The organism is Pseudomonas salomonii (assembly GCF_900107155.1).
Taxonomy (GTDB): Bacteria; Pseudomonadota; Gammaproteobacteria; order Pseudomonadales; family Pseudomonadaceae; genus Aquipseudomonas; species Aquipseudomonas salomonii.
Map to the genome: position 1 here is coordinate 91,655 of NZ_FNOX01000017.1, position 22,700 is coordinate 114,354.

Consider the following 22,700-nt stretch of genomic DNA (forward strand, 5'->3'; position numbering starts at 1 on the left):
TTACTTGCGACGACGGACGATCATTTTGTCGGTACGCTTATTACCACGAGTCTTCGCGCCCTTAGTCGGGAAGCCCCATGGCGATACCGGATGACGACCACCAGAGGTACGACCTTCACCACCACCGTGTGGGTGGTCAACCGGGTTCATGGCAACACCACGAACGGTTGGGCGAACGCCACGCCAGCGTTTGGCACCAGCTTTACCCAGCGAACGCAGGCTGTGCTCGGAGTTCGAGACTTCACCCAGGGTCGCGCGGCATTCAGCCAGCACTTTACGCATCTCACCAGAACGCAGACGCAGGGTCACGTAGACACCTTCACGAGCGATCAGCTGAGCCGAAGCACCAGCGGAACGAGCGATTTGCGCGCCTTTACCTGGCTTCAATTCGATGCCGTGTACGGTGCTACCAACTGGAATGTTACGCAGTTGCAGAGCGTTGCCCGGCTTGATCGGTGCCAAAGCACCTGCGATCAGCTGGTCACCAGCACTCACGCCTTTAGGGGCGATGATGTAGCGACGCTCGCCATCTGCGTACAGCAGCAGAGCGATGTGAGCAGTACGGTTTGGATCGTATTCGATACGCTCGACAGTGGCAGAGATGCCATCTTTGTCGTTGCGACGGAAATCGACCAGACGATAATGCTGCTTATGGCCACCACCGATGTGACGAGTGGTAATACGACCATTGTTGTTACGACCACCAGTCTTCGATTTTTTCTCGAGCAGCGGTGCGTGAGGAGCGCCTTTATGCAGCTCCTGGTTGACCACCTTGACCACAAAACGGCGGCCAGGGGAAGTCGGTTTGCATTTAACGATTGCCATGATGCACCCCTTCCTTACTCAGCACTGCTGCTGAAATCGAGATCTTGGCCTGGCTGAAGGGAGATAACCGCCTTCTTCCAGTCATTACGCTTGCCCAGACCGCGAGCAGTGCGCTTGCTCTTACCCAGAACATTCAGGGTAGTAACACGCTCTACTTTCACGCTGAACAGGCTTTCGACGGCCTTCTTGATTTCCAGCTTGGTTGCGTCAGTTGCAACCTTGAAAACGAACTGGCCTTTCTTGTCAGCCAGAACCGTAGCCTTTTCGGAAACGTGCGGGCCAAGCAGAACTTTAAATACGCGTTCCTGGTTCATCCCAGCAGCTCCTCGAATTTCTTCACGGCCGACACGGTGATCAACACCTTGTCGTATGCGATCAGACTAACTGGATCGGAACCTTGCACGTCACGAACATCAACGTGTGGCAGGTTGCGAGCAGCCAGGTACAGGTTCTGATCAACAGCTTCCGACACGATCAAAACGTCGGTCAGGCTCATGTTGTTCAGTTTGCCCAGCAGATCTTTGGTTTTTGGACTTTCAACAGCGAAGTCTTGAACCACGACCAGACGATCAGTACGCACGAGTTCAGCAAGGATGGAGCGCAGTGCTGCGCGATACATCTTCTTGTTGAGCTTCTGAGTGTGATCCTGTGGACGAGCTGCGAAAGTGGTACCGCCGCCACGCCAGATTGGGCTACGGATAGTACCGGCACGAGCACGGCCAGTACCTTTCTGACGCCAAGGGCGCTTACCGCCACCACGTACGTCGGAACGGGTCTTTTGCTGCTTGCTACCTTGACGGCCGCCGGCCATGTAGGCCACGACTGCTTGGTGAACCAGCGTCTCGTTGAATTCGCCGCCAAATGTCAGTTCGGAAACTTCGATCGCTTGAGCGTCATTTACATTTAATTGCATGTCAGCTTCCCCTTAACCGCGAGCCTTGGCCGCTGGACGTACAACCAGGTTGCCGCCAGTAGCGCCAGGAACAGCACCCTTGACCAACAACAGATTGCGTTCAGCGTCGACGCGCACTACTTCGAGGGACTGCACGGTCACGCGCTCAGCGCCCATATGACCGGACATTTTTTTGCCCTTGAATACACGACCAGGAGTCTGGCACTGGCCAATAGAGCCCGGGACGCGGTGGGAAACGGAGTTACCGTGAGTGTTGTCTTGGCCACGGAAATTCCAACGCTTGATCGTACCCTGGAAGCCTTTACCCTTGGACTGACCGGTTACATCAACCAGTTGACCAGCGGCGAAGATTTCAGCGTTGATCAGATCGCCAGCCTGGTAGTCGCCGTCTTCGAGACGGAACTCCATAACAGTGCGACCAGCTGCAACGTTTGCTTTAGCGAAGTGACCTGCTTGAGCAGCAGTCACGCGCGAAGCACGACGCTCGCCGACAGTGACTTGCACTGCACGATAGCCATCGGTTTCTTCAGTTTTGAACTGGGTGACGCGATTCGGCTCGATCTCAATGACCGTGACCGGAATGGAGACACCTTCTTCGGTGAAAATACGGGTCATACCGCATTTACGACCGACTACACCAATAGTCATGTTGTAAACCTCATGAGTGTACGGGGCTTTCACCCGCTATGGCCGCCCATTTCAGAGCGTTACACGACTAAGACCCAAGTCTTAGCCGAGGCTGATCTGTACTTCCACACCGGCCGCCAGATCAAGCTTCATAAGTGCATCAACGGTTTTATCCGTTGGCTGGACGATGTCCAGTACGCGCTTATGAGTACGGATCTCGTACTGGTCACGCGCGTCTTTGTTGACGTGCGGGGAGACCAGAACGGTGAACCGCTCTTTACGGGTAGGCAGTGGAATTGGACCACGCACTTGAGCACCAGTACGTTTCGCGGTTTCCACGATTTCCTGGGTGGATTGGTCGATCAGGCGATGGTCAAAAGCCTTCAACCTGATACGGATTTGCTGATTTTGCATTGGATTTCAGACTCCGGCTGCTATTCCCAGCGAGCGCAATACGCCCGTTAAAAGGAGGCGCAATTCTATAGACGGCCCTGATAGGTGTCAACCCAATAAAAAAGGCCCCCGCTGAGCGGGGGCCTTTTCAAAACATCAGAGCTATCTCAGAAGAGATAATTACTCGATGATTTTAGCTACAACGCCAGCACCAACGGTACGGCCGCCTTCACGGATTGCGAAACGCAGACCGTCTTCCATAGCGATGGTTTTGATCAGGGTGACAACCATTTTGATGTTGTCGCCTGGCATTACCATTTCTACGCCTTCCGGCAGTTCGCAGTTACCGGTTACGTCGGTAGTACGGAAGTAGAACTGTGGACGGTAGCCTTTGAAGAACGGAGTGTGACGGCCGCCTTCTTCTTTGCTCAGCACGTACACTTCAGCTTCGAACTTGGTGTGCGGCTTAACCGAACCTGGCTTAACCAGAACCTGGCCACGCTCAACGTCGTCACGCTTGGTACCACGCAGCAGAACGCCGCAGTTCTCGCCAGCACGACCTTCGTCGAGCAGCTTACGGAACATTTCAACACCGGTGCAGGTGGTGACGGTAGTGTCACGCAGACCAACGATTTCCAGTGGATCTTGAACCTTGACGATACCGCGCTCGATACGACCAGTTACAACAGTACCGCGACCGGAGATCGAGAATACGTCTTCGATTGGCATCAGGAACGGCTTGTCGATAACACGAACTGGATCTGGGATGTAGCTGTCCAGAGTCTCAACCAGCTTACGAACGGACGTGGTGCCCATTTCGTTATCGTCCTTGCCTTCCAGAGCCATACGAGCAGAACCGATGATGATCGGAGTGTCGTCGCCTGGGAAGTCGTAAGTGCTCAGCAGATCGCGCACTTCCATCTCAACCAGTTCCAGCAGCTCAGCGTCGTCTACCAGGTCAGCCTTGTTCAGGTAAACCACGATGTACGGAACGCCAACCTGGCGGGACAGCAGGATGTGCTCACGGGTTTGTGGCATCGGACCATCAGCGGCCGAGCAAACCAGGATCGCGCCGTCCATCTGGGCAGCACCGGTGATCATGTTCTTCACATAGTCAGCGTGACCTGGGCAGTCAACGTGAGCGTAGTGACGGATCAGCGAGTTGTATTCAACGTGCGCGGTGTTGATGGTGATACCACGAGCTTTTTCTTCTGGTGCGCTGTCGATCTTATCGAAATCAACGATTGCGGAACCGAATACTTCGGAGCAAACGCGAGTCAGAGCAGCAGTCAGAGTGGTTTTACCGTGGTCAACGTGACCGATGGTGCCAACGTTGACGTGCGGTAGGGAACGATCAAATTTTTCTTTAGCCACGACAATTAACTCCTTGCCTAAAGGACTGAATCAGCCTTGTTTTTTGGATACAGTTTCAGCGATGTGCGCCGGAGCTGTGTTGTATTTTTTGAATTCCATAGAGTAGCTTGCGCGACCCTGGGACATGGAGCGAACGTCGGTCGCATAACCGAACATCTCACCCAACGGAACCTCGGCGCGAATCACTTTGCCGGAAACCGTGTCTTCCATACCCAAGATCATGCCGCGACGACGGTTAAGGTCGCCCATGACATCACCCATATAGTCTTCAGGTGTAACAACTTCTACCGCCATGATTGGCTCAAGCAACTCACCACCGCCCTTCTGGGCCAGTTGCTTGGTTGCCATGGAAGCAGCCACCTTAAACGCCATCTCGTTGGAGTCGACGTCGTGGTAAGAACCGTCAAAAACGGTTGCTTTCAGGCCGATCAGCGGATAGCCGGCAACAACACCGTTCTTCATCTGCTCTTCGATACCCTTCTGGATAGCCGGGATGTATTCCTTAGGAACAACACCACCAACTACTTCGTTCACGAATTGCAGACCTTCCTGACCTTCGTCAGCAGGAGCAAAACGGATCCAGCAGTGACCGAACTGACCACGACCGCCGGACTGACGAACGAACTTGCCTTCGATTTCACAGTTCTTCGTGATGCGCTCACGATAGGAAACCTGAGGCTTACCGATGTTGGCTTCGACGTTGAACTCACGGCGCATCCGGTCAACCAGGATGTCCAGGTGCAGCTCGCCCATGCCGGAGATGATCGTTTGACCAGTCTCTTCATCAGTCTTAACGCGGAAAGATGGATCTTCCTGAGCAAGTTTGCCCAGAGCAATACCCATTTTTTCCTGGTCATCCTTGGTCTTAGGCTCTACGGCAACCGAAATAACCGGCTCCGGGAAGTCCATACGAACCAGGATGATTGGCTTGTCAGCATTGCACAAGGTTTCACCAGTGGTGACGTCCTTCATGCCGATCAAGGCCGCGATGTCACCAGCGCGTACTTCCTTGATCTCTTCGCGGGCGTTTGCGTGCATTTGCACCATACGACCCACGCGCTCTTTCTTGCCTTTAACCGAGTTGATCACGCCGTCGCCGGAGTTCAACACGCCCGAGTAAACGCGGACGAAGGTCAAGGTACCCACGAATGGGTCAGTGGCAATTTTAAATGCCAGAGCGGAGAACGGTTCTGCGTCGTCTGCATGACGCTCCAGCTCGATAGTCTCGTCATCCGGGTCAGTACCCTTGATGGCAGGAATATCCACTGGTGCCGGCAGGTAGTCGATCACAGCATCGAGAACCAGGGGAACGCCCTTGTTCTTGAACGAGGAACCGCAAACAGCCAAGACGATCTCACCAGCGATAGTACGCTGACGCAGAGCAGCCTTGATTTCCACGTTGGTGAGTTCTTCACCTTCGAGGTACTTGTTCATCAGTTCTTCGTTGGCTTCGGCCGCAGCTTCGACCATGTTGTTGCGCCATTCGTCAGCCAGTTCCTGCAGCTCAGCAGGGATAGGCTTGCGAACAGGAACCATACCTTTGTCAGCATCGTTCCAGTAAACAGCTTCCATGGTCAGCAGATCGATCTGGCCCTGGAAGTTGTCTTCGGAACCGATAGCCAACTGGATTGGCACCGGGGTGTGACCCAGGCGCTGCTTGATCTGACCGATCACGCGCAGGAAGTTGGCACCAGCACGGTCCATCTTGTTTACGTAAACAAGACGTGGAACACCGTATTTGTTGGCTTGACGCCATACGGTTTCCGACTGCGGCTCAACACCCGAGGTACCGCAGAACACAACGACAGCGCCGTCGAGTACGCGCAGGGAACGCTCAACTTCAATGGTGAAGTCTACGTGGCCCGGGGTATCGATTACGTTGAAGCGGTGCTCATCCTTGTACTGCTTCTCGGAACCTTTCCAGAAGGCGGTAATAGCAGCAGAAGTAATGGTAATACCACGCTCCTGCTCCTGAACCATCCAGTCTGTGGTCGCGGCGCCGTCATGCACCTCGCCCATCTTGTGACTTTTGCCGGTGTAAAACAGTACGCGCTCGGTGGTGGTGGTTTTACCAGCATCCACGTGAGCAACGATACCGATGTTACGGTAGCGGCTAATCGGAGTAGTACGAGCCATAAAGCCCTCGCAAAATTAGTGAAGCTAAGATTAGAAGCGGTAGTGCGAGAAAGCTTTGTTAGCTTCAGCCATACGGTGCACGTCTTCACGCTTCTTAACAGCAGCACCTTTACCTTCAGCAGCGTCCAACAGCTCGCCGGCCAAACGCAGAGCCATAGACTTCTCGCCGCGCTTACGGGCGAAGTCTACCAACCAGCGCATTGCCAGAGCGTTACGACGGGACGGACGAACTTCGACCGGAACCTGGTAAGTAGCACCGCCTACACGGCGCGACTTCACTTCGACCAGCGGAGCGATGGCGTCGAGAGCTTTCTCGAAGATTTCCAGGGGGTCGCTGTTCTTGCGTTCTTTAACCTTTTCCAGCGCGCCATAAACGATACGCTCGGCAACGGCTTTCTTGCCGCTTTCCATCACGTGGTTCATGAACTTGGCCAGAATTTGGCTTCCGTATTTTGGATCGTCAAGCACTTCGCGCTTGGCTGCTACGCGTCTTCTTGGCATGGATAAGCCCTCAAACGGTCTTCAGGTTCGTTCGGAATCGGTGCCCTTTCGGGACGCCTCCGACCTTACTCTTATCGACTCAGAAAATAAGATGATTCAGTTTTACAAAAAGCCGCTACTACTTAGGCTTCTTGGTACCGTACTTCGAACGACCCTGGTTACGACCTTTAACGCCGGAAGTATCCAAGGAGCCGCGTACGGTGTGGTAACGAACACCTGGCAAGTCTTTTACACGACCGCCGCGGATCAGTACCACGCTGTGCTCTTGCAGGTTGTGGCCTTCACCGCCGATGTACGAGGAAACCTCGAAACCGTTGGTCAGACGCACACGGCATACTTTACGCAGTGCCGAGTTAGGTTTTTTCGGCGTGGTGGTATACACACGAGTGCATACGCCACGACGTTGCGGGCAGTTCTGCAGCGCAGGTACGTCGGATTTCTCGACGATACGCTTACGCGGCTGACGTACCAGCTGGTTGATAGTTGCCATCTACTAGCTCCACTGTTGTCTTGCGACGCTATTGTCTTGCAAGAAAAGCAAAATGGCAGGAACGAATTCCCGCCAAATTTAGGGGTACAAGAGTCTAAAGAGGATCTTGCCCCCAGTCAAGGCAAGGCCCCGACCTCCCCTCTCATCGAACCGGGACAAAAATGCCTCGATCCGACGAATGGGGGCTGCCAGGGCCCAGACTTATTTATCGCAGAACTCAGTTACCGCTTGAGTTCAGCGCTTCGGTCAGTGCAGCTTCCACTTCACTGGCGCTTACGCGCAGCGGCTTGTCAGCATCACGGCGGCGCTTGCGCTCGCTGTGGTAAGCCAAACCGGTACCTGCCGGGATCAGACGACCCACGACTACGTTTTCTTTCAGGCCGCGCAGGTAATCGCGCTTGCCGGTTACCGCTGCTTCGGTCAGTACGCGAGTGGTCTCCTGGAAGGAGGCCGCCGAGATGAACGACTCAGTGGACAGCGACGCCTTGGTGATACCCAGCAACACACGAGTGAACTTGGAGACAAATTTGTCTTCCGCGCCCAGACGTTCGTTTTCTACCAGTACGTGAGTCAGTTCCATCTGGTCGCCCTTGATGAAACTGGAATCGCCGGATTCAGCGATTTCAACTTTACGCAGCATCTGACGCAGGATGGTCTCGATGTGCTTATCGTTGATCTTCACGCCTTGCAGACGGTAAACGTCCTGGATCTCGTTAACGATGTACTTGGCCAGCGCACTCACACCCAGCAGACGCAGGATGTCGTGTGGATCGCTCGGGCCGTCGGAGATAACTTCGCCGCGGTTTACCTGTTCGCCTTCGAAGACGTTCAGGTGACGCCACTTCGGAATCAGCTCTTCGTACGGATCAGTACCATCGTTCGGGGTAATGACCAGACGGCGCTTGCCTTTGGTCTCTTTACCGAACGCGATGGTGCCGCTGACTTCAGCCAGAATCGACGCTTCTTTCGGACGACGAGCTTCGAACAAGTCGGCAACACGCGGCAGACCACCGGTGATGTCGCGGGTCTTCGAAGTTTCTTGCGGGATACGCGCGATAACATCACCGATCGCGATCTTCGCACCATCCGCTACACCGACCAGGGCGTTGGCCGGCAGGAAGTACTGAGCAATTACGTCAGTGCCTGGCAGCAACAAGTCCTTGCCGTTGTCGTCGACCATCTTAACGGCAGGACGGATGTCTTTACCGGCAGCTGGACGATCTTTCGCGTCGAGTACTTCAATGTTGGTCATACCGGTCAATTCGTCAGTCTGACGCTTGATCGTGATGCCTTCTTCCATGCCCACGTAGGTCACGGTACCTTTCATTTCGGTAACGATTGGGTGAGTGTGCGGATCCCACTTGGCCACGATTGCGCCAGCGTCGACCTTGTCACCTTCTTTAACCGAGATCACAGCACCGTACGGCAGCTTGTAACGCTCACGCTCACGACCGTAGTCATCAGCGATTGCCAGCTCACCGGAACGGGACACAGCAACCAGGCAACCATCCACTCGCTCAACGTGTTTCAGGTTGTGCAGACGGACGGTACCGCCGTTCTTCACCTGAACGCTGTCAGCCGCGGAGGTCCGGCTTGCCGCACCACCGATGTGGAACGTACGCATGGTCAGCTGGGTACCCGGCTCACCGATGGACTGGGCAGCAATTACGCCGACCGCTTCACCGATGTTCACCTGGTGACCACGAGCCAAGTCACGGCCGTAGCACTTGGCACAAATGCCGTAGCGGGTTTCGCAGCTGATCGGCGAGCGAACAATCACTTCGTCGATGCTGTTGAGTTCGATGAACTCGACCCACTTTTCATCTACCAGGGTGCCGGCAGGAACGATAACTTCCTCGGTACCTGGCTTGAATACGTCACGGGCGATTACTCGACCCAGTACGCGCTCACCCAACGGCTCTACAACGTCGCCGCCTTCGATGTGCGGAGTCATCAGCAGACCGTGTTCGGTGCCGCAGTCGACTTCTGTCACAACCAAGTCTTGTGCAACGTCTACCAGACGACGAGTCAGGTAACCGGAGTTAGCCGTTTTCAACGCGGTATCCGCAAGACCCTTACGAGCACCGTGAGTGGAGATGAAGTACTGAAGTACGCTCAAACCTTCACGGAAGTTCGCAGTAATCGGCGTTTCGATGATGGAACCGTCCGGCTTGGCCATCAGGCCACGCATACCGGCGAGCTGACGGATCTGCGCAGCAGAACCCCGTGCGCCCGAGTCGGCCATCATGTACATCGAGTTGAACGACTCTTGATCGACTTCTACGCCATGACGGTCGATAACCTTCTCTTTCGAGAGGTTCGCCATCATCGCCTTCGACACTTCGTCGTTGGCCTTGGACCAAAGGTCGATCACTTTGTTGTACTTCTCGCCCTGGGTTACCAGGCCGGAGGCGTACTGGCTTTCGATTTCTTTCACTTCATCAGTTGCAGCATTGATGATCTGGGCTTTTTCATCCGGGATAACGAAGTCGTTAACACCGATGGAAACGCCGGAAATGGTCGAATAAGCAAAGCCGGTGTACATCAACTGGTCAGCGAAGATCACGGTCTCTTTCAAACCAACCACGCGGTAGCACTGGTTGATCAGCTTGGAGATCGCCTTTTTCTTCATCGGCAAGTTGACGACGTCGTACGACAGACCTTTTGGCACAACTTGATACAGCAGCGCACGGCCGACAGTGGTGTCGACAATACGGGTGCCGCTCACGCTGCCACCATCACGGTCGTTGACGGTTTCGTTGATCCGCACTTTGACCTTGGCGTGCAGTGCGGCTTCGCCGGCACGGAACACACGGTCAACTTCTTGCAGGTCAGCGAACACACGACCTTCGCCTTTGGCGTTGATCGCTTCACGAGTCATGTAGTACAGACCCAATACAACGTCCTGCGACGGAACGATGATTGGCTCACCGTTGGCTGGCGACAGAATGTTGTTGGTCGACATCATCAACGCACGCGCTTCCAACTGGGCTTCCAGTGTCAGCGGTACGTGCACGGCCATTTGGTCGCCGTCGAAGTCGGCGTTGTACGCAGCACAGACCAGAGGGTGCAGCTGGATAGCCTTACCTTCGATCAGTACCGGTTCAAACGCCTGGATACCCAGACGGTGAAGGGTCGGTGCACGGTTGAGGAGAACCGGGTGTTCGCGAATCACTTCAGCGAGAACGTCCCAAACCTCTGGCAGTTCGCGCTCGACCATTTTCTTGGCCGCTTTGATGGTGGTCGCGAGACCGCGCATTTCCAGCTTGCCGAAGATGAATGGCTTGAACAGCTCAAGTGCCATCTTCTTGGGCAGACCGCACTGGTGCAGACGCAGGGTCGGGCCTACGGTAATTACCGAACGACCGGAGTAGTCAACACGCTTACCGAGCAAGTTCTGACGGAAACGGCCTTGTTTACCCTTGATCATGTCAGCCAAGGATTTCAGAGGACGCTTGTTGGAACCGGTGATAGCGCGGCCACGACGGCCGTTGTCGAGCAAGGCATCGACAGCTTCTTGCAACATACGCTTTTCGTTGCGCACGATGATGTCCGGAGCGGACAGATCAAGCAGGCGCTTCAAGCGGTTGTTACGGTTGATCACGCGGCGGTACAGGTCGTTGAGGTCGGACGTCGCGAAACGACCACCGTCCAACGGTACCAGCGGACGCAGGTCTGGCGGCAGAACCGGCAGAACGGTCAGCACCATCCACTCTGGCAAGTTACCGGAACCCTGGAAGGCTTCCATCAACTTCAGACGCTTGGACAGCTTCTTGATCTTGGTTTCCGAGTTGGTTTGCGGAATTTCTTCGCGCAGACGGCCAATCTCGTGCTCCAGGTCGATAGCGTGCAGCAGTTCGCGGACAGCTTCGGCACCCATACGGGCATCAAAGTCGTCGCCGAACTCTTCCAGCGCTTCGAAGTACTGCTCGTCGTTCAGCAACTGACCTTTTTCAAGGGTGGTCATGCCTGGATCGATAACGACATAGCTCTCGAAGTAGAGAACACGTTCGATATCACGCAGGGTCATGTCCATCAGCAAGCCGATACGGGACGGCAGCGATTTCAGGAACCAGATATGGGCAACCGGCGAAGCCAGTTCGATGTGCGCCATGCGCTCACGACGAACTTTAGCCAGCGCAACTTCAACGCCGCACTTCTCGCAGATCACACCACGGTGCTTCAAGCGCTTGTACTTACCGCACAGGCACTCGTAATCCTTTACCGGGCCAAAGATCTTGGCGCAGAACAGGCCGTCACGCTCAGGTTTGAACGTACGGTAGTTAATGGTTTCCGGCTTTTTAACTTCACCGAACGACCACGAACGGATCATCTCAGGCGATGCCAACCCAATACGGATGGCGTCGAACTCTTCGACTTGACCCTGGTTTTTCAGCAAATTCAGTAGGTCTTTCAAGGCCTTTCCTCCTGGCGGAGCAGAGAGCGGGCTAAACAGCCCCGCTCTCGATTCGCGTCACGTGTTATTCGGTTTCCAGATCGATATCGATGCCGAGGGAACGAATTTCTTTGATCAACACGTTGAAAGACTCGGGCATGCCCGGCTCCATACGGTGATCGCCGTCCACGATGTTTTTGTACATCTTGGTCCGACCGTTCACATCGTCCGACTTCACTGTGAGCATTTCTTGCAGAGTGTATGCAGCACCGTATGCTTCCAGTGCCCAGACCTCCATCTCCCCGAAACGCTGACCACCGAACTGAGCCTTACCACCCAGCGGCTGCTGGGTAACCAGGCTGTACGAACCGGTAGAACGAGCGTGCATCTTGTCGTCTACCAAGTGGTTCAGCTTCAGCATGTACATGTAGCCAACAGTAACCGGGCGCTCAAACTTGTTGCCGGTACGGCCGTCGAACAGCTGCATCTGGCCGCTTTCCGGCAGGTCTGCCAGTTTCAGCATGGCCTTGATTTCGCTTTCCTTGGCACCGTCGAATACCGGGGTAGCCATTGGAACGCCGCCGCGCAGGTTCTTCGCCAGATCCAGGATTTCCTGGTCGGAGAAGGTGTCCAGCTCTTCGTTGCGACCGCCGATCTCGTTGTAGATCTCATGCAGGAACTTACGCAGGTCAGCAACCTTGCGCTGCTCTTCGATCATACGGTTGATCTTCTCGCCCAGACCTTTGGCCGCGAGGCCCAGGTGGGTTTCGAGGATCTGACCAACGTTCATACGCGAAGGTACGCCCAACGGGTTGAGGACGACGTCGACCGGGGTGCCATTGGCATCGTGCGGCATGTCTTCAACCGGCATGATCACGGAGACCACACCTTTGTTACCGTGACGACCGGCCATCTTGTCGCCCGGCTGGATGCGGCGACGGATTGCCAGGTAAACCTTGACGATTTTCAGCACGCCTGGAGCCAGGTCATCGCCCTGCTGCAGTTTGCGCTTCTTGTCTTCGAACTTGTCGTCCAGCAGACGGCGGCGATCAACGATGTAGGCCTGGGCCTTCTCGAGCTGCTCGTTCAGAGCATCTTCAGCCATGCGCAGTTTGAACCACTGACCATGCTCAAGACCGTCGAGTACTTCGTCGGTGATGTCCTGACCTTTCTTCAGACCTGCGCCGCCTTCAGCCTTACGGCCTACCAGAGCGGAACGCAGACGTTCGAAGGTCGCGCCTTCAACGATACGGAACTCTTCGTTCAGGTCCTTGCGGATCTCGTCGAGTTGAGTCTTCTCGATGGACAGTGCACGAGCATCACGCTCAACGCCGTCACGAGTGAAGACCTGTACGTCGATGACAGTACCCTTGGTACCGGTAGGTACACGCAGGGAGGTGTCTTTAACGTCGCTGGCTTTTTCACCGAAGATGGCACGCAGCAGCTTCTCTTCCGGAGTCAGTTGGGTCTCGCCTTTCGGAGTGACCTTACCTACCAGGATGTCGCCTGCGCCAACTTCAGCACCTACGTAAACGATACCGGCTTCGTCCAGCTTGTTCAGTGCAGCTTCACCCACGTTCGGGATGTCTGCAGTGATTTCCTCTGGCCCAAGCTTGGTATCACGTGCCACACAGGTCAGTTCCTGAATGTGGATCGTGGTGAAACGGTCTTCTTGAACAACACGCTCGGACAGGCAGATGGAGTCTTCGAAGTTGAAGCCGTTCCATGCCATGAACGCGATGCGCATGTTCTGACCCAGTGCCAGTTCACCCATGTCGGTGGACGGGCCGTCGGCCATGATGTCGCTACGCTGAACGCGATCACCCTTGCTCACCAGCGGACGCTGGTTGATGCAGGTGTTCTGGTTCGAGCGGGTGTATTTGGTCAGGTTGTAGATGTCGACACCGGCTTCGCCAGTTTCAACTTCATCATCGGCAACACGAACCACGATACGGCTGGCATCAACGGAGTCGATCACGCCGCCACGACGAGCCACGACGCAAACGCCGGAGTCACGGGCTACGTTACGCTCCATGCCGGTACCTACCAGCGGCTTGTCAGCGCGCAGGGTTGGTACAGCTTGACGCTGCATGTTGGAACCCATCAACGCACGGTTGGCGTCATCGTGTTCCAGGAACGGGATCAGCGACGCTGCAACCGAAACTACCTGCTTGGGCGATACGTCCATCAAGGTGACGTCTTCCGGCGCCTTGACGGTGAACTCGTTCAAGTGACGAACAGCTACCAGCTCGTCGATCAGGACTTTCTTGTCGTTCATCGTGGCCGAAGCCTGAGCGATCACGTGATCAGCTTCTTCGATGGCGGACAGGAATACGATCTCGTCGGTGACCAGAGCGTCTTTCACCACGCGGTACGGGCTCTCGAGGAAGCCGTACTGGTTGGTGCGCGCATAAGCGGCCAGGGAGTTGATCAGACCGATGTTCGGACCTTCCGGCGTTTCGATCGGGCAAACACGACCGTAGTGCGTCGGGTGTACGTCACGAACTTCGAAGCCTGCACGCTCACGGGTCAGACCGCCCGGGCCCAGTGCGGAAACACGGCGCTTGTGGGTGATCTCGGAGAGCGGGTTGTTCTGGTCCATGAACTGGGAAAGCTGGCTGGAACCGAAGAACTCTTTCACCGCCGCAGCCACTGGCTTGGCGTTGATCAGATCTTGCGGCATCAGGCCTTCGCTTTCAGCCATCGACAGACGCTCTTTGACCGCACGCTCAACACGCACAAGGCCAACGCGGAACTGGTTTTCGGCCATTTCGCCTACGCAGCGAACACGACGGTTACCCAGGTGGTCGATGTCATCGACGATGCCTTTACCGTTACGGATGTCGACCAGAGTCTTCAGTACCGCGACGATGTCTTCCTTGCACAGCACGCCCGAACCTTCGATCTCGGTACGACCGATACGACGGTTGAACTTCATCCGGCCGACCGCAGACAGGTCATAACGCTCAGGGCTGAAGAACAGGTTGTTGAACAGGGTCTCGGCAGCGTCTTTGGTTGGCGGCTCACCAGGACGCATCATGCGATAGATCTCGACCAGCGCTTCCAATTGGTTGCTGGTGGAGTCGATCTTCAGTGTGTCGGAGATGAACGGACCGCAGTCGATGTCGTTGGTGTACAGGGTCTCGATGCGAACAACCTGGGCCTTGGCGATTTTTGCCAGGATTTCGGTGTTCAGCTCGGTGTTGCACTCAGCCAGGATTTCGCCTGTAGCCGGGTGAACGATAACCTTGGCGGTGGTGCGACCCAGGACGTAGTCCAGAGGCACTTCCAGCGACTTGATGCCGGCTTTTTCGATCTGGTTGATGTGGCGCGCAGTAATACGACGACCCGCTTCAACGATCACTTTGCCGTTTTCGTCCTGAATATCCAGAACGGCAATTTCACCACGCAGACGCGAAGCAATCAGCTCCAGGCTGAGGGTTTCATCCTTCAGGCTGAATACGTTGGTGGTGTAGAAAGCGTCCAGCACCTGCTCAGTGGTGTAACCGAGCGCGCGCAGCAATACCGAGGCCGGCAGCTTGCGACGACGGTCGATACGCACGAACACGCAGTCTTTCGGGTCGAACTCGAAGTCCAACCACGAACCGCGGTACGGAATGATCCGCGCGGAGTACAGGAGTTTACCGGAGCTGTGCGTCTTGCCGCGGTCGTGGTCGAAGAACACGCCCGGGGAACGGTGCAGCTGGGAAACAATAACACGCTCGGTACCGTTGATTACGAAGGTACCGTTTTCAGTCATCAGTGGGATTTCGCCCATGTAGACTTCTTGCTCTTTGATGTCCTTGATCGCTTTGTTCGACGATTCTTTGTCGAAAATGATCAGGCGGACTTTTACCCGCAAAGGTACGGCGTACGTAACACCGCGCAACACGCATTCTTTGACATCAAATGCCGGTTCGCCCAGGCGATAACCCACGTACTCCAGCGCAGCATTGCCGGAGTAGCTGATGATCGGGAAAACGGATTTGAAGGCCGCATGCAGGCCCACGTCGCGGAACTGATCTTTGGTCGCTCCCGCCTGCAAGAATTCACGATACGAATCCAGCTGGATAGCCAGAAGGTACGGGACATCCATGACGTCCGGCAACTTGCTAAAGTCCTTGCGGATACGTTTTTTCTCAGTATATGAGTAAGCCATCAGCGTTCCCCAGCTTGGTCACCTGCTTGTTTGGCCCCTCCGACGGGAGCAGCCAGAAAATCTTGCAAACCCCATGGTTTGCACCACCGCATCGGGTGGTTACAGCGCGTAATTGGCGGCGACCGAGTCGACAGCCAAGAACGGAAAAAGGCCGGTGGCAAGAGCCACCAGCCATCAGCCTTCAGCTTAACGCTTGGGCTGGAGACGCAAGGTCGATGCTTACTTCAGCTCGACTTTAGCGCCTGCTTCTTCCAGCACTGCTTTAGCTTTGTCAGCGGCGTCTTTCGACACTGCTTCCAGAACCTGGGCAGGAGCGCCGTCAACTACAGCCTTGGCTTCTTTCAGGCCCAGACCGGTCAGTTCACGAACTGCCTTGATCACGTTTACTTTCTTCTCGCCAGCTTCCAGCAGCATGACGTTGAATTCGGTTTGCTCTTCAGCAGCAACAGCAGCAACAGCTGGGCCAGCGGAAGCAGCGGCAGCGGAAACGCCGAATTTTTCTTCGAAAGCTTTGATCAGCTCAACAACCTGCAGAACCGACATTTCAGCTACGGCGTTGAGGATATCTTCTTGGGAGATAGACATTACTGTATTTCCTGAATTGGGGGACGGCCTACGCGGCCATCGAAATAAACAAAAATACGCGAAAGGAGATGCTCAGCCTTAGGCTGCGGCAGCTTCTTTTTGCTCGCGAACTGCGGCCAGAGTACGAGCCAACTTGCTGGTAGCGCCTTGAATCACGCTCATCAGCTGAGAAATAGCTTCGTTACGGGTCGGCAGTGTTGCCAGTACGTCGATTTGGTTAGCTGCGAGGAACTTGCCCTCGAACGCAGCTGCCTTGATCTCGAACTTATCCTGACTCTTGGCGAATTCCTTGAACAAACGGGCAGCAGCACCCGGGTGATCCTTGGAGAACGCGATCAGAGTCGGGCCGGTGAACACGTCGTTGAGGACACTGTATTCAGTGTCAGCAACAGCGCGCTTGAGCAGGGTGTTACGTACAACACGTACGTATACGCCAGCTTCACGAGCCTCTTTACGGAGTCCGGTCATAGCGCTTACTGTCACACCACGGGCATCAGCCACGACAGCGGACAGAGCAGCTTTGGCAGCCTCGTTGACTTCAGCGACGATGGCCTTCTTGTCTTCGAGATTAATTGCCACGGGTTTAACTCCTGCTTGTTACCGTTTCATCTGGCCGAAGCCGGATGTCGTTTTGGTGTCTGATTCGGTAAGGAACCGGGAGCACCATCTGCGTAGGCTTGAGGTTTAAGGCTTGCGCCGCCTACGGTCTTGGATAGCCCCCGCCAGGCAGGGACCCCAATTTTTTCAATTGACGCGATCTCTCGCGCCAATGTGTCTCTTATACGTCCAGCGAGCCTTGGTCGATGACCAGACCTGGGCCCATAGTGGTGCTCAGGGTAACGCGCTTGACGTAGATACCTTTCGAAGAAGCTGGCTTGATACGCTTCAGATCAGCGATCAGGGCTTCAACGTTTTCCTTCAGCTTGACGGCATCGAAGCCGACTTTGCCAACGGAGGTGTGAATGATGCCGTTTTTGTCGGTGCGATAACGAACCTGACCAGCCTTGGCGTTTTTAACCGCGGTAGCTACGTCTGGAGTTACGGTGCCGACTTTAGGGTTAGGCATCAGACCACGTGGACCGAGGATCTGACCCAACTGACCTACAACGCGCATTGCATCCGGGGAAGCAATGACTACGTCGTAGTTCAGGTCGCCGCCTTTCATTTCGGCAGCCAGGTCGTCCATGCCAACGCGATCAGCGCCGGCGGCCAGAGCAGCTTCAGCTGCCGGGCCTTGGGTGAAGACAGCAACACGTACAGTCTTGCCAGTACCGTGTGGCAGCACAGTAGCGCTACGAACGACCTGGTCGGATTTACGTGGGTCAACGCCCAGGTTTACAGCAACGTCAACGGACTCGCTGAACTTGACAGTCGACAGCTCGGTCAGCAGGGCAGCGGCGTCTACAAAGCTGTAGGCCTTGCCTGCTTCGATTTTGCCGGCGATAGCCTTTTGGCGCTTGGTCAGCTTAGCCATTACACACCCTCCACGTTAAGGCCCATGCTACGAGCAGAACCGGCGATGGTACGCACGGCTGCATCCATATCAGCTGCAGTCAGATCCGCGTTTTTGGTTTTCGCGATTTCTTCCAGCTGAGCACGAGTTACGGTGCCAACCTTAACGGTGTTAGGACGAGCGGAACCGCTAGTCAGACCGGCAGCTTTCTTCAGCAGAACCGAAGCCGGGGTCGACTTGGTTTCAAAAGTGAAGCTACGGTCGCTGTATACAGTGATGATCACTGGAGTCGGCAGACCTGGCTCAAGACCCTGAGTACGGGCGTTGAAGGCCTTGCAGAATTCCATGATGTTCACGCCGTGCTGACCCAGAGCCGGGCCGACAGGTGGACTTGGGTTGGCCTGAGCGGCCTTCACTTGCAGCTTGATGTAAGCGGTAATCTTCTTGGCCATGAGGCACTCCAATTACGGGTTCAAACGCCTCGAAAGGCTCCCCGGTTACTTGCGCGTTTATCCCAGTGACGACAAAACCCCACAGCCTAAGGCTGCGGGGTTGGGATGCTTGCTCAGCTAGACCTTCTCGACCTGGCTGAACTCCAGCTCTACCGGAGTAGAGCGACCGAAAATGAGCACTGCCACCTGGATTCGGCTCTTTTCGTAGTTAACTTCTTCGACGGTGCCGTTGAAATCAGCAAACGGACCATCTGTGACACGAACAACCTCACCCGGCTCGAACAACGTCTTCGGCTTAGGCTTGTCGCTACCGTCAGCAACGCGGCGCAGAATTGCTTCCGCCTCTTTGTCAGTGATCGGAGCAGGCTTATCAGCGGTACCGCCGATAAAACCCATGACACGAGGAGTGTCCTTGACCAAGTGCCAAGTACCTTCATTCATGTCCATCTGAACCAGCACGTAGCCAGGGAAGAACTTGCGTTCGCTTTTGCGCTTCTGGCCATTGCGCATTTCAACCACTTCTTCAGTGGGAACCAGAATTTCGCCGAAGCCATCTTCCATGCCTGCGAGCTTTACGCGCTCTAGCAAAGAGCGCATAACATGCTTCTCGTAACCCGAGTAAGCATGCACAACGTACCAACGCTTAGCCACGGGACACCCTTAGCCAACAATCAAGGAAACAAGCCAGCCGAGCAGGGAATCAAGCCCCCACAACAGCAACGCCATAACCAGAACAACAGCCACAACAATCAACGTGGTCTGCGTGGTTTCTTGGCGAGTCGGCCAAACGACTTTACGAATTTCGGTGCGAGCTTCCTTTACCAGGACCGCGAAAGACTTGCCTTTGGCAGTCTGCAGGCCTACAAAGGCAGCTACAGCAGCAAGAGCGAGCAAAGCGAGTACACGGTACAGGATCGGCGAAGCAGAGTAGTACTGATTGCCAACAACGCCTACGACCACCAATGCGACTACTACGAGCCACTTGACCAGATCGAAACGAGAGCTTTGAGCTTCAGCCTTAGGAGTCATCTATGAAGATCCTGTGAAAAGAAAGCCAGACACACCACGTGAATCTGGCAGGTCAGGAGGGAATCGAACCCCCAACCTACGGTTTTGGAGACCGTCGCTCTGCCAATTGAGCTACTGACCTAAAACAAAATCAGGCCGACCATTATGCAGGCCTGAAAAAGACTTTACAACAACCAACCCCACTAGACCTGAAATCACTTGACCATAAAGCCAAATTCGACACCAACAAGCCGAGGCAGCTGTTAAAACAAAGGCAGATATTTTCATATCTGCCTTGTTATATGGAGCTCTTGAGCGGATTTGAACCGCTGACCTCACCCTTACCAAGGGTGTGCTCTACCAACTGAGCTACAAGAGCAAAACACATCGCACAACCTGCAAACTTGGAGCGGGTAGCGGGAATCGAACCCGCATCATCAGCTTGGAAGGCTGAGGTTCTACCACTAAACTATACCCGCGGAGCTTGCAGCTCACGCTAAAAATGGTGGAGGGGGAAGGATTCGAACCTTCGAAGTCGTAGACGTCAGATTTACAGTCTGATCCCTTTGGCCGCTCGGGAACCCCTCCTAAGCGAGCCGGCATTCTACATCACGCCGGCCTTCTGTCAAGCATTTTCTCATTAAAAATATGAGGTTAGCTGCGTTGACCTTCGTTTCACCCTGTAGACCGTAAAGGTCTTCACTGCGAAGCGGGCGCCATTCTATGCAAACTATTCGACAGTTGCAACGCCTTCGCACAACATTATTTTATGTTTTAACTCATTGAATTCCTTAGCAAGGTTTTCAAAAGGCAGATCGTCAGCCAGCCTCCTGCTTTCAGGGGCCACACGCAGCCAATAACCGGAGGCGTCAGGTGTACTGAGGAGAAGCACTTTGACCTTTATATCCAGGCTTATGAGGCGCTGCTCGACCGACTGAGCCTGACGCTGATCAGCAAAGCCACCAATGTATAGGCAGGTATTTTGTGCGTCAGGCGCTTTTACTCGGTCGCGCCGAACCATGGGGCCAGAGGATTCACTCAATAGGCGAATATCCTGCTGAGAACCCTTATAGAGGCTCAGAGGCGTTACATCCTTAGCGCGTAACGGGGCTTCCTGTTGATGCCAGATGTAATAGAAGGCATTGAGAACGAGCAAAAGCAAAAACAGCCAACGCATAAACACCTCAGGACAAAGGGCACGCCATCGCCAGACCAACAAAAACCAGATCAGGAACAAAACGAGCGTGAGGCACGGCATCGGAGACCAGGTCAGCATCCCCGCCAGTCAGAAAAACCGTGAAGTCATCCCCCCAATAGCTTCGAGCCAACTCAAGCTGGGTCAAAACAAACCCCCTGAGCATCAGCGTACAACCCCGCTCAACGGCCTCAACAGTCGTGCGCCCTGGCGAGAGGCGCGCCAGGGCCTGCTCCGCCGCAATATCGTCGTAGCGGATCTTGCGTGTGTGCGTTCGCAACTGGCTGCGCATAAGGGGCATTCCCGGGCAAATGAAACCGCCAAGGTGCTCACCATCGGCAGCAATAAAGTCCGCAGTGGCGGCGGTACCGAAATCAAGCACCAGACAGGCACCTGATGCCAGCTTGAAACCACCGAGCATTGCCAACCAACGATCTAGCCCAAGACGCTCAAACTCTTCGTAACCATTACGTACACCCGCCATCTCTCTCGCCGAAGCAGCACAAGACACAACAACCCCAAATGCCCCCTGCAAAGCCTCAACCAGTTGCCCGGTCTCCTCAGCGGCCCGAACACTTACCAGGCGGCAACGCGTCAATGACAGCCCCGGGATCGCCTTCAGGCCCTCGATCAATTCAAGGTCCGAGCCGACAACACCCTCAGCGGACGCCCTGGCCATAGGCAAATCGAGCACACGCCACTTGATAAAGCTATTCCCACAGTCGAGCTCAAGAATCATCACGCAACCTCAGGCTTAGCTCACCGCCGCTGTATATTTTCTCGACACCCTCGACACTCAGCCGAAGCGCGCCCTGGTGATCAACACCCAGCACCACACCATCAATCTGGTTAACACCCGCGATAAGAGATACTGCCTTACCCTGCCACAAATGATTTCGCTCCCACTCTTCCTGGAGCGCAGCAAAGCCCGAAGCCTTGTGTCGCTCCAGGTGACTTTGCAGTTGCAGCCCAAGCCGTGCGACCAAGTGATTACGGTCGACAGGGGAACCTGTCTCCAACTGCGCCGACGTCCACTGCTGATCGACCTCTGCAGCCTTCTGCATATTTACGTTGATCCCTACACCGAGGACAACGTGGCAAACATCAGCGGGATCCCCAACCAATTCCAGCAAGATGCCGGCAATTTTTTTCTGCCCAACCAGAACGTCGTTCGGCCATTTCAATGCAGCAGCCTGGACACCCAGCTCACGCAGGGCCTGCATGACCGCCAATCCCACGACAAGACTAAGCCCCTCCAATTGCCTTAACCCGCCGTCAATGCGCAATACGAGGCTGTAATACAGGTTTTGAGCGAACGGACTGACCCACTTACGACCCCGCCTACCCCTTCCTGCTGTTTGCTGCTCCGCAAGCACCAGAAATGGCGCCGCGCAACCGGCGTCGACGAGGCGCAAGGCCTCGGCATTGGTGGAGTCTATGGAATCTGAGATGTAAACAGGCCACGTCAAAGCCGGAGCATGCCCTTGAATTTCTTCATCATTCAAGAACACCAATGGAGATGCCAGCTGATACCCCCTGCCACGAACTTTATGGATGGGCAGGTTCAATTCGGACTCCAGATGCTGGAGCTGCTTCCAAACAGCACTGCGGCTGACACCCAGGGCAGCACCCAGCGCCTCTCCGGAGTGGAATCGACCATCTTTGAGAAGTGTTAACAACGTCAGCATGCAAGCATCGCCTCACAATGAGGCACGCATGATAGCCATGCGCAAGGTCATTGCATAGAAAGGACGGGATGGTCGCACGAAAGCGTTCGCGACAGCTCAGGCTGGTCGCGTTGCGATTAACGCTAAACATGAGCAAGCTTTGCCCACTATACGACCGCCCAAAACAAAACCCCTGATTGCGTTAGCAATCAGGGGTTTCGGAATTTAATCTTGACGATGACCTACTCTCACATGGGGAAACCCCACACTACCATCGGCGATGCATCGTTTCACTACTGAGTTCGGGATGGGATCAGGTGGTTCCAATGCTCTATGGTCGTCAAGAAATTCGGGTACTGAGTCGCAGCCAAATGGCTTCGCTTCAGCAAATTGGGTATGTGACAGCTTTCGGTGTTTTGTGAGCGTCGAACTTTCGGTTCATCTCGTCTTCACACACCGCAATCTGATGCTCTTTATTAGAGAGTCGACTCAAATTGCTTGGGTGTTATATGGTCAAGCCTCACGG

At 55.0% G+C, this 22,700-nt stretch carries 20 protein-coding genes, 4 tRNA genes and 1 rRNA gene; all 25 read right to left on the minus strand.

Features of this window, described 5'->3' with window-relative positions:
* Positions 1–825, minus strand: coding sequence for a 50S ribosomal protein L2 (gene rplB, locus BLV67_RS29555; protein WP_003176423.1), 825 nt, complete (start codon positions 823–825; stop codon positions 1–3).
* A 14-nt stretch (positions 826–839) separates the two neighbouring features.
* On the minus strand, positions 840–1,139 hold the full coding sequence (gene rplW / locus BLV67_RS29560; RefSeq protein ID WP_002555488.1) for a 50S ribosomal protein L23: 300 nt from the start codon (positions 1,137–1,139) through the stop codon (positions 840–842).
* The gene (rplD, locus tag BLV67_RS29565) at positions 1,136–1,738 is read right to left on the minus strand and encodes a 50S ribosomal protein L4 (protein ID WP_017135963.1); all 603 of its coding nucleotides are present in this window, start codon (positions 1,736–1,738) and stop codon (positions 1,136–1,138) included. The genes rplW and rplD overlap by 4 nt, the downstream gene beginning before the upstream one ends.
* A gap of 12 nt (positions 1,739–1,750) precedes the next feature.
* Positions 1,751–2,386, minus strand: a complete 636-nt coding sequence (gene rplC, locus BLV67_RS29570; RefSeq protein WP_003194649.1) for a 50S ribosomal protein L3 — start codon at positions 2,384–2,386, stop codon at positions 1,751–1,753.
* 81 nt (positions 2,387–2,467) lie between these two features.
* A complete protein-coding gene (rpsJ, locus tag BLV67_RS29575) occupies positions 2,468–2,779 on the minus strand; it encodes a 30S ribosomal protein S10 (RefSeq protein WP_003186070.1) in 312 nt (103 codons plus the stop codon).
* A gap of 159 nt (positions 2,780–2,938) precedes the next feature.
* Positions 2,939–4,132, minus strand: coding sequence for an elongation factor Tu (gene tuf / locus BLV67_RS29580; RefSeq protein WP_003176426.1), 1,194 nt, complete (start codon positions 4,130–4,132; stop codon positions 2,939–2,941).
* A 30-nt stretch (positions 4,133–4,162) separates the two neighbouring features.
* The gene (gene fusA, locus BLV67_RS29585; RefSeq protein WP_015886136.1) at positions 4,163–6,268 is read right to left on the minus strand and encodes an elongation factor G; all 2,106 of its coding nucleotides are present in this window, start codon (positions 6,266–6,268) and stop codon (positions 4,163–4,165) included.
* Positions 6,269–6,298: 30 nt separating this feature from the next.
* A complete protein-coding gene (gene rpsG / locus BLV67_RS29590; RefSeq protein ID WP_002555493.1) occupies positions 6,299–6,769 on the minus strand; it encodes a 30S ribosomal protein S7 in 471 nt (156 codons plus the stop codon).
* 118 nt (positions 6,770–6,887) lie between these two features.
* Entirely contained in the window at positions 6,888–7,259 is a 372-nt protein-coding gene (rpsL, locus tag BLV67_RS29595) for a 30S ribosomal protein S12 (protein ID WP_002555494.1), read from the minus strand.
* A gap of 217 nt (positions 7,260–7,476) precedes the next feature.
* Entirely contained in the window at positions 7,477–11,676 is a 4,200-nt protein-coding gene (gene rpoC, locus BLV67_RS29600; protein WP_017135962.1) for a DNA-directed RNA polymerase subunit beta', read from the minus strand.
* Positions 11,677–11,740: 64 nt separating this feature from the next.
* Positions 11,741–15,814: a DNA-directed RNA polymerase subunit beta gene (rpoB, locus tag BLV67_RS29605; RefSeq protein WP_065930318.1), complete on the minus strand. Its 4,074-nt coding sequence runs from the start codon at positions 15,812–15,814 to the stop codon at positions 11,741–11,743.
* Positions 15,815–16,033: 219 nt separating this feature from the next.
* A complete protein-coding gene (gene rplL / locus BLV67_RS29610) occupies positions 16,034–16,399 on the minus strand; it encodes a 50S ribosomal protein L7/L12 (protein WP_010566858.1) in 366 nt (121 codons plus the stop codon).
* 78 nt (positions 16,400–16,477) lie between these two features.
* Entirely contained in the window at positions 16,478–16,978 is a 501-nt protein-coding gene (rplJ, locus tag BLV67_RS29615) for a 50S ribosomal protein L10 (RefSeq protein ID WP_056861893.1), read from the minus strand.
* Positions 16,979–17,177: 199 nt separating this feature from the next.
* Positions 17,178–17,873 (minus strand): 50S ribosomal protein L1, encoded by a 696-nt coding sequence (gene rplA, locus BLV67_RS29620; RefSeq protein WP_032884532.1) that lies wholly within the window; start codon positions 17,871–17,873, stop codon positions 17,178–17,180.
* Entirely contained in the window at positions 17,873–18,304 is a 432-nt protein-coding gene (gene rplK / locus BLV67_RS29625; RefSeq protein WP_003176435.1) for a 50S ribosomal protein L11, read from the minus strand. Before rplK ends, rplA begins: the two co-directional genes overlap by 1 nt.
* Positions 18,305–18,421: 117 nt before the next feature.
* Positions 18,422–18,955 carry a transcription termination/antitermination protein NusG gene (gene nusG / locus BLV67_RS29630; RefSeq protein WP_003176436.1) on the minus strand — a complete coding sequence of 178 codons (534 nt, stop codon included), beginning with the start codon at positions 18,953–18,955 and terminating at the stop codon, positions 18,422–18,424.
* A 9-nt stretch (positions 18,956–18,964) separates the two neighbouring features.
* The gene (gene secE / locus BLV67_RS29635) at positions 18,965–19,333 is read right to left on the minus strand and encodes a preprotein translocase subunit SecE (protein WP_003232399.1); all 369 of its coding nucleotides are present in this window, start codon (positions 19,331–19,333) and stop codon (positions 18,965–18,967) included.
* Positions 19,334–19,378: 45 nt separating this feature from the next.
* Positions 19,379–19,454: transfer RNA gene (locus BLV67_RS29640), tRNA-Trp, on the minus strand.
* A 161-nt stretch (positions 19,455–19,615) separates the two neighbouring features.
* A tRNA-Thr gene (locus tag BLV67_RS29645) sits at positions 19,616–19,691 on the minus strand.
* Positions 19,692–19,717: 26 nt separating this feature from the next.
* A tRNA-Gly gene (locus BLV67_RS29650) sits at positions 19,718–19,791 on the minus strand.
* Between the two features lie 24 nt (positions 19,792–19,815).
* Positions 19,816–19,900: transfer RNA gene (locus BLV67_RS29655), tRNA-Tyr, on the minus strand.
* A gap of 142 nt (positions 19,901–20,042) precedes the next feature.
* Positions 20,043–20,489: a hypothetical protein gene (locus BLV67_RS29660; RefSeq protein WP_069786682.1), complete on the minus strand. Its 447-nt coding sequence runs from the start codon at positions 20,487–20,489 to the stop codon at positions 20,043–20,045.
* Between the two features lie 7 nt (positions 20,490–20,496).
* On the minus strand, positions 20,497–21,246 hold the full coding sequence (locus BLV67_RS29665; RefSeq protein ID WP_065930316.1) for a pantothenate kinase: 750 nt from the start codon (positions 21,244–21,246) through the stop codon (positions 20,497–20,499).
* Complete coding sequence (gene birA / locus BLV67_RS29670) at positions 21,236–22,195, minus strand: bifunctional biotin--[acetyl-CoA-carboxylase] ligase/biotin operon repressor BirA (protein ID WP_069786683.1); 960 nt, start codon at positions 22,193–22,195, stop codon at positions 21,236–21,238. Before birA ends, BLV67_RS29665 begins: the two co-directional genes overlap by 11 nt.
* 208 nt (positions 22,196–22,403) lie before the next feature.
* Positions 22,404–22,519, minus strand: a 5S ribosomal RNA gene (gene rrf, locus BLV67_RS29675).
* Positions 22,520–22,700 lie beyond the last annotated feature (181 nt).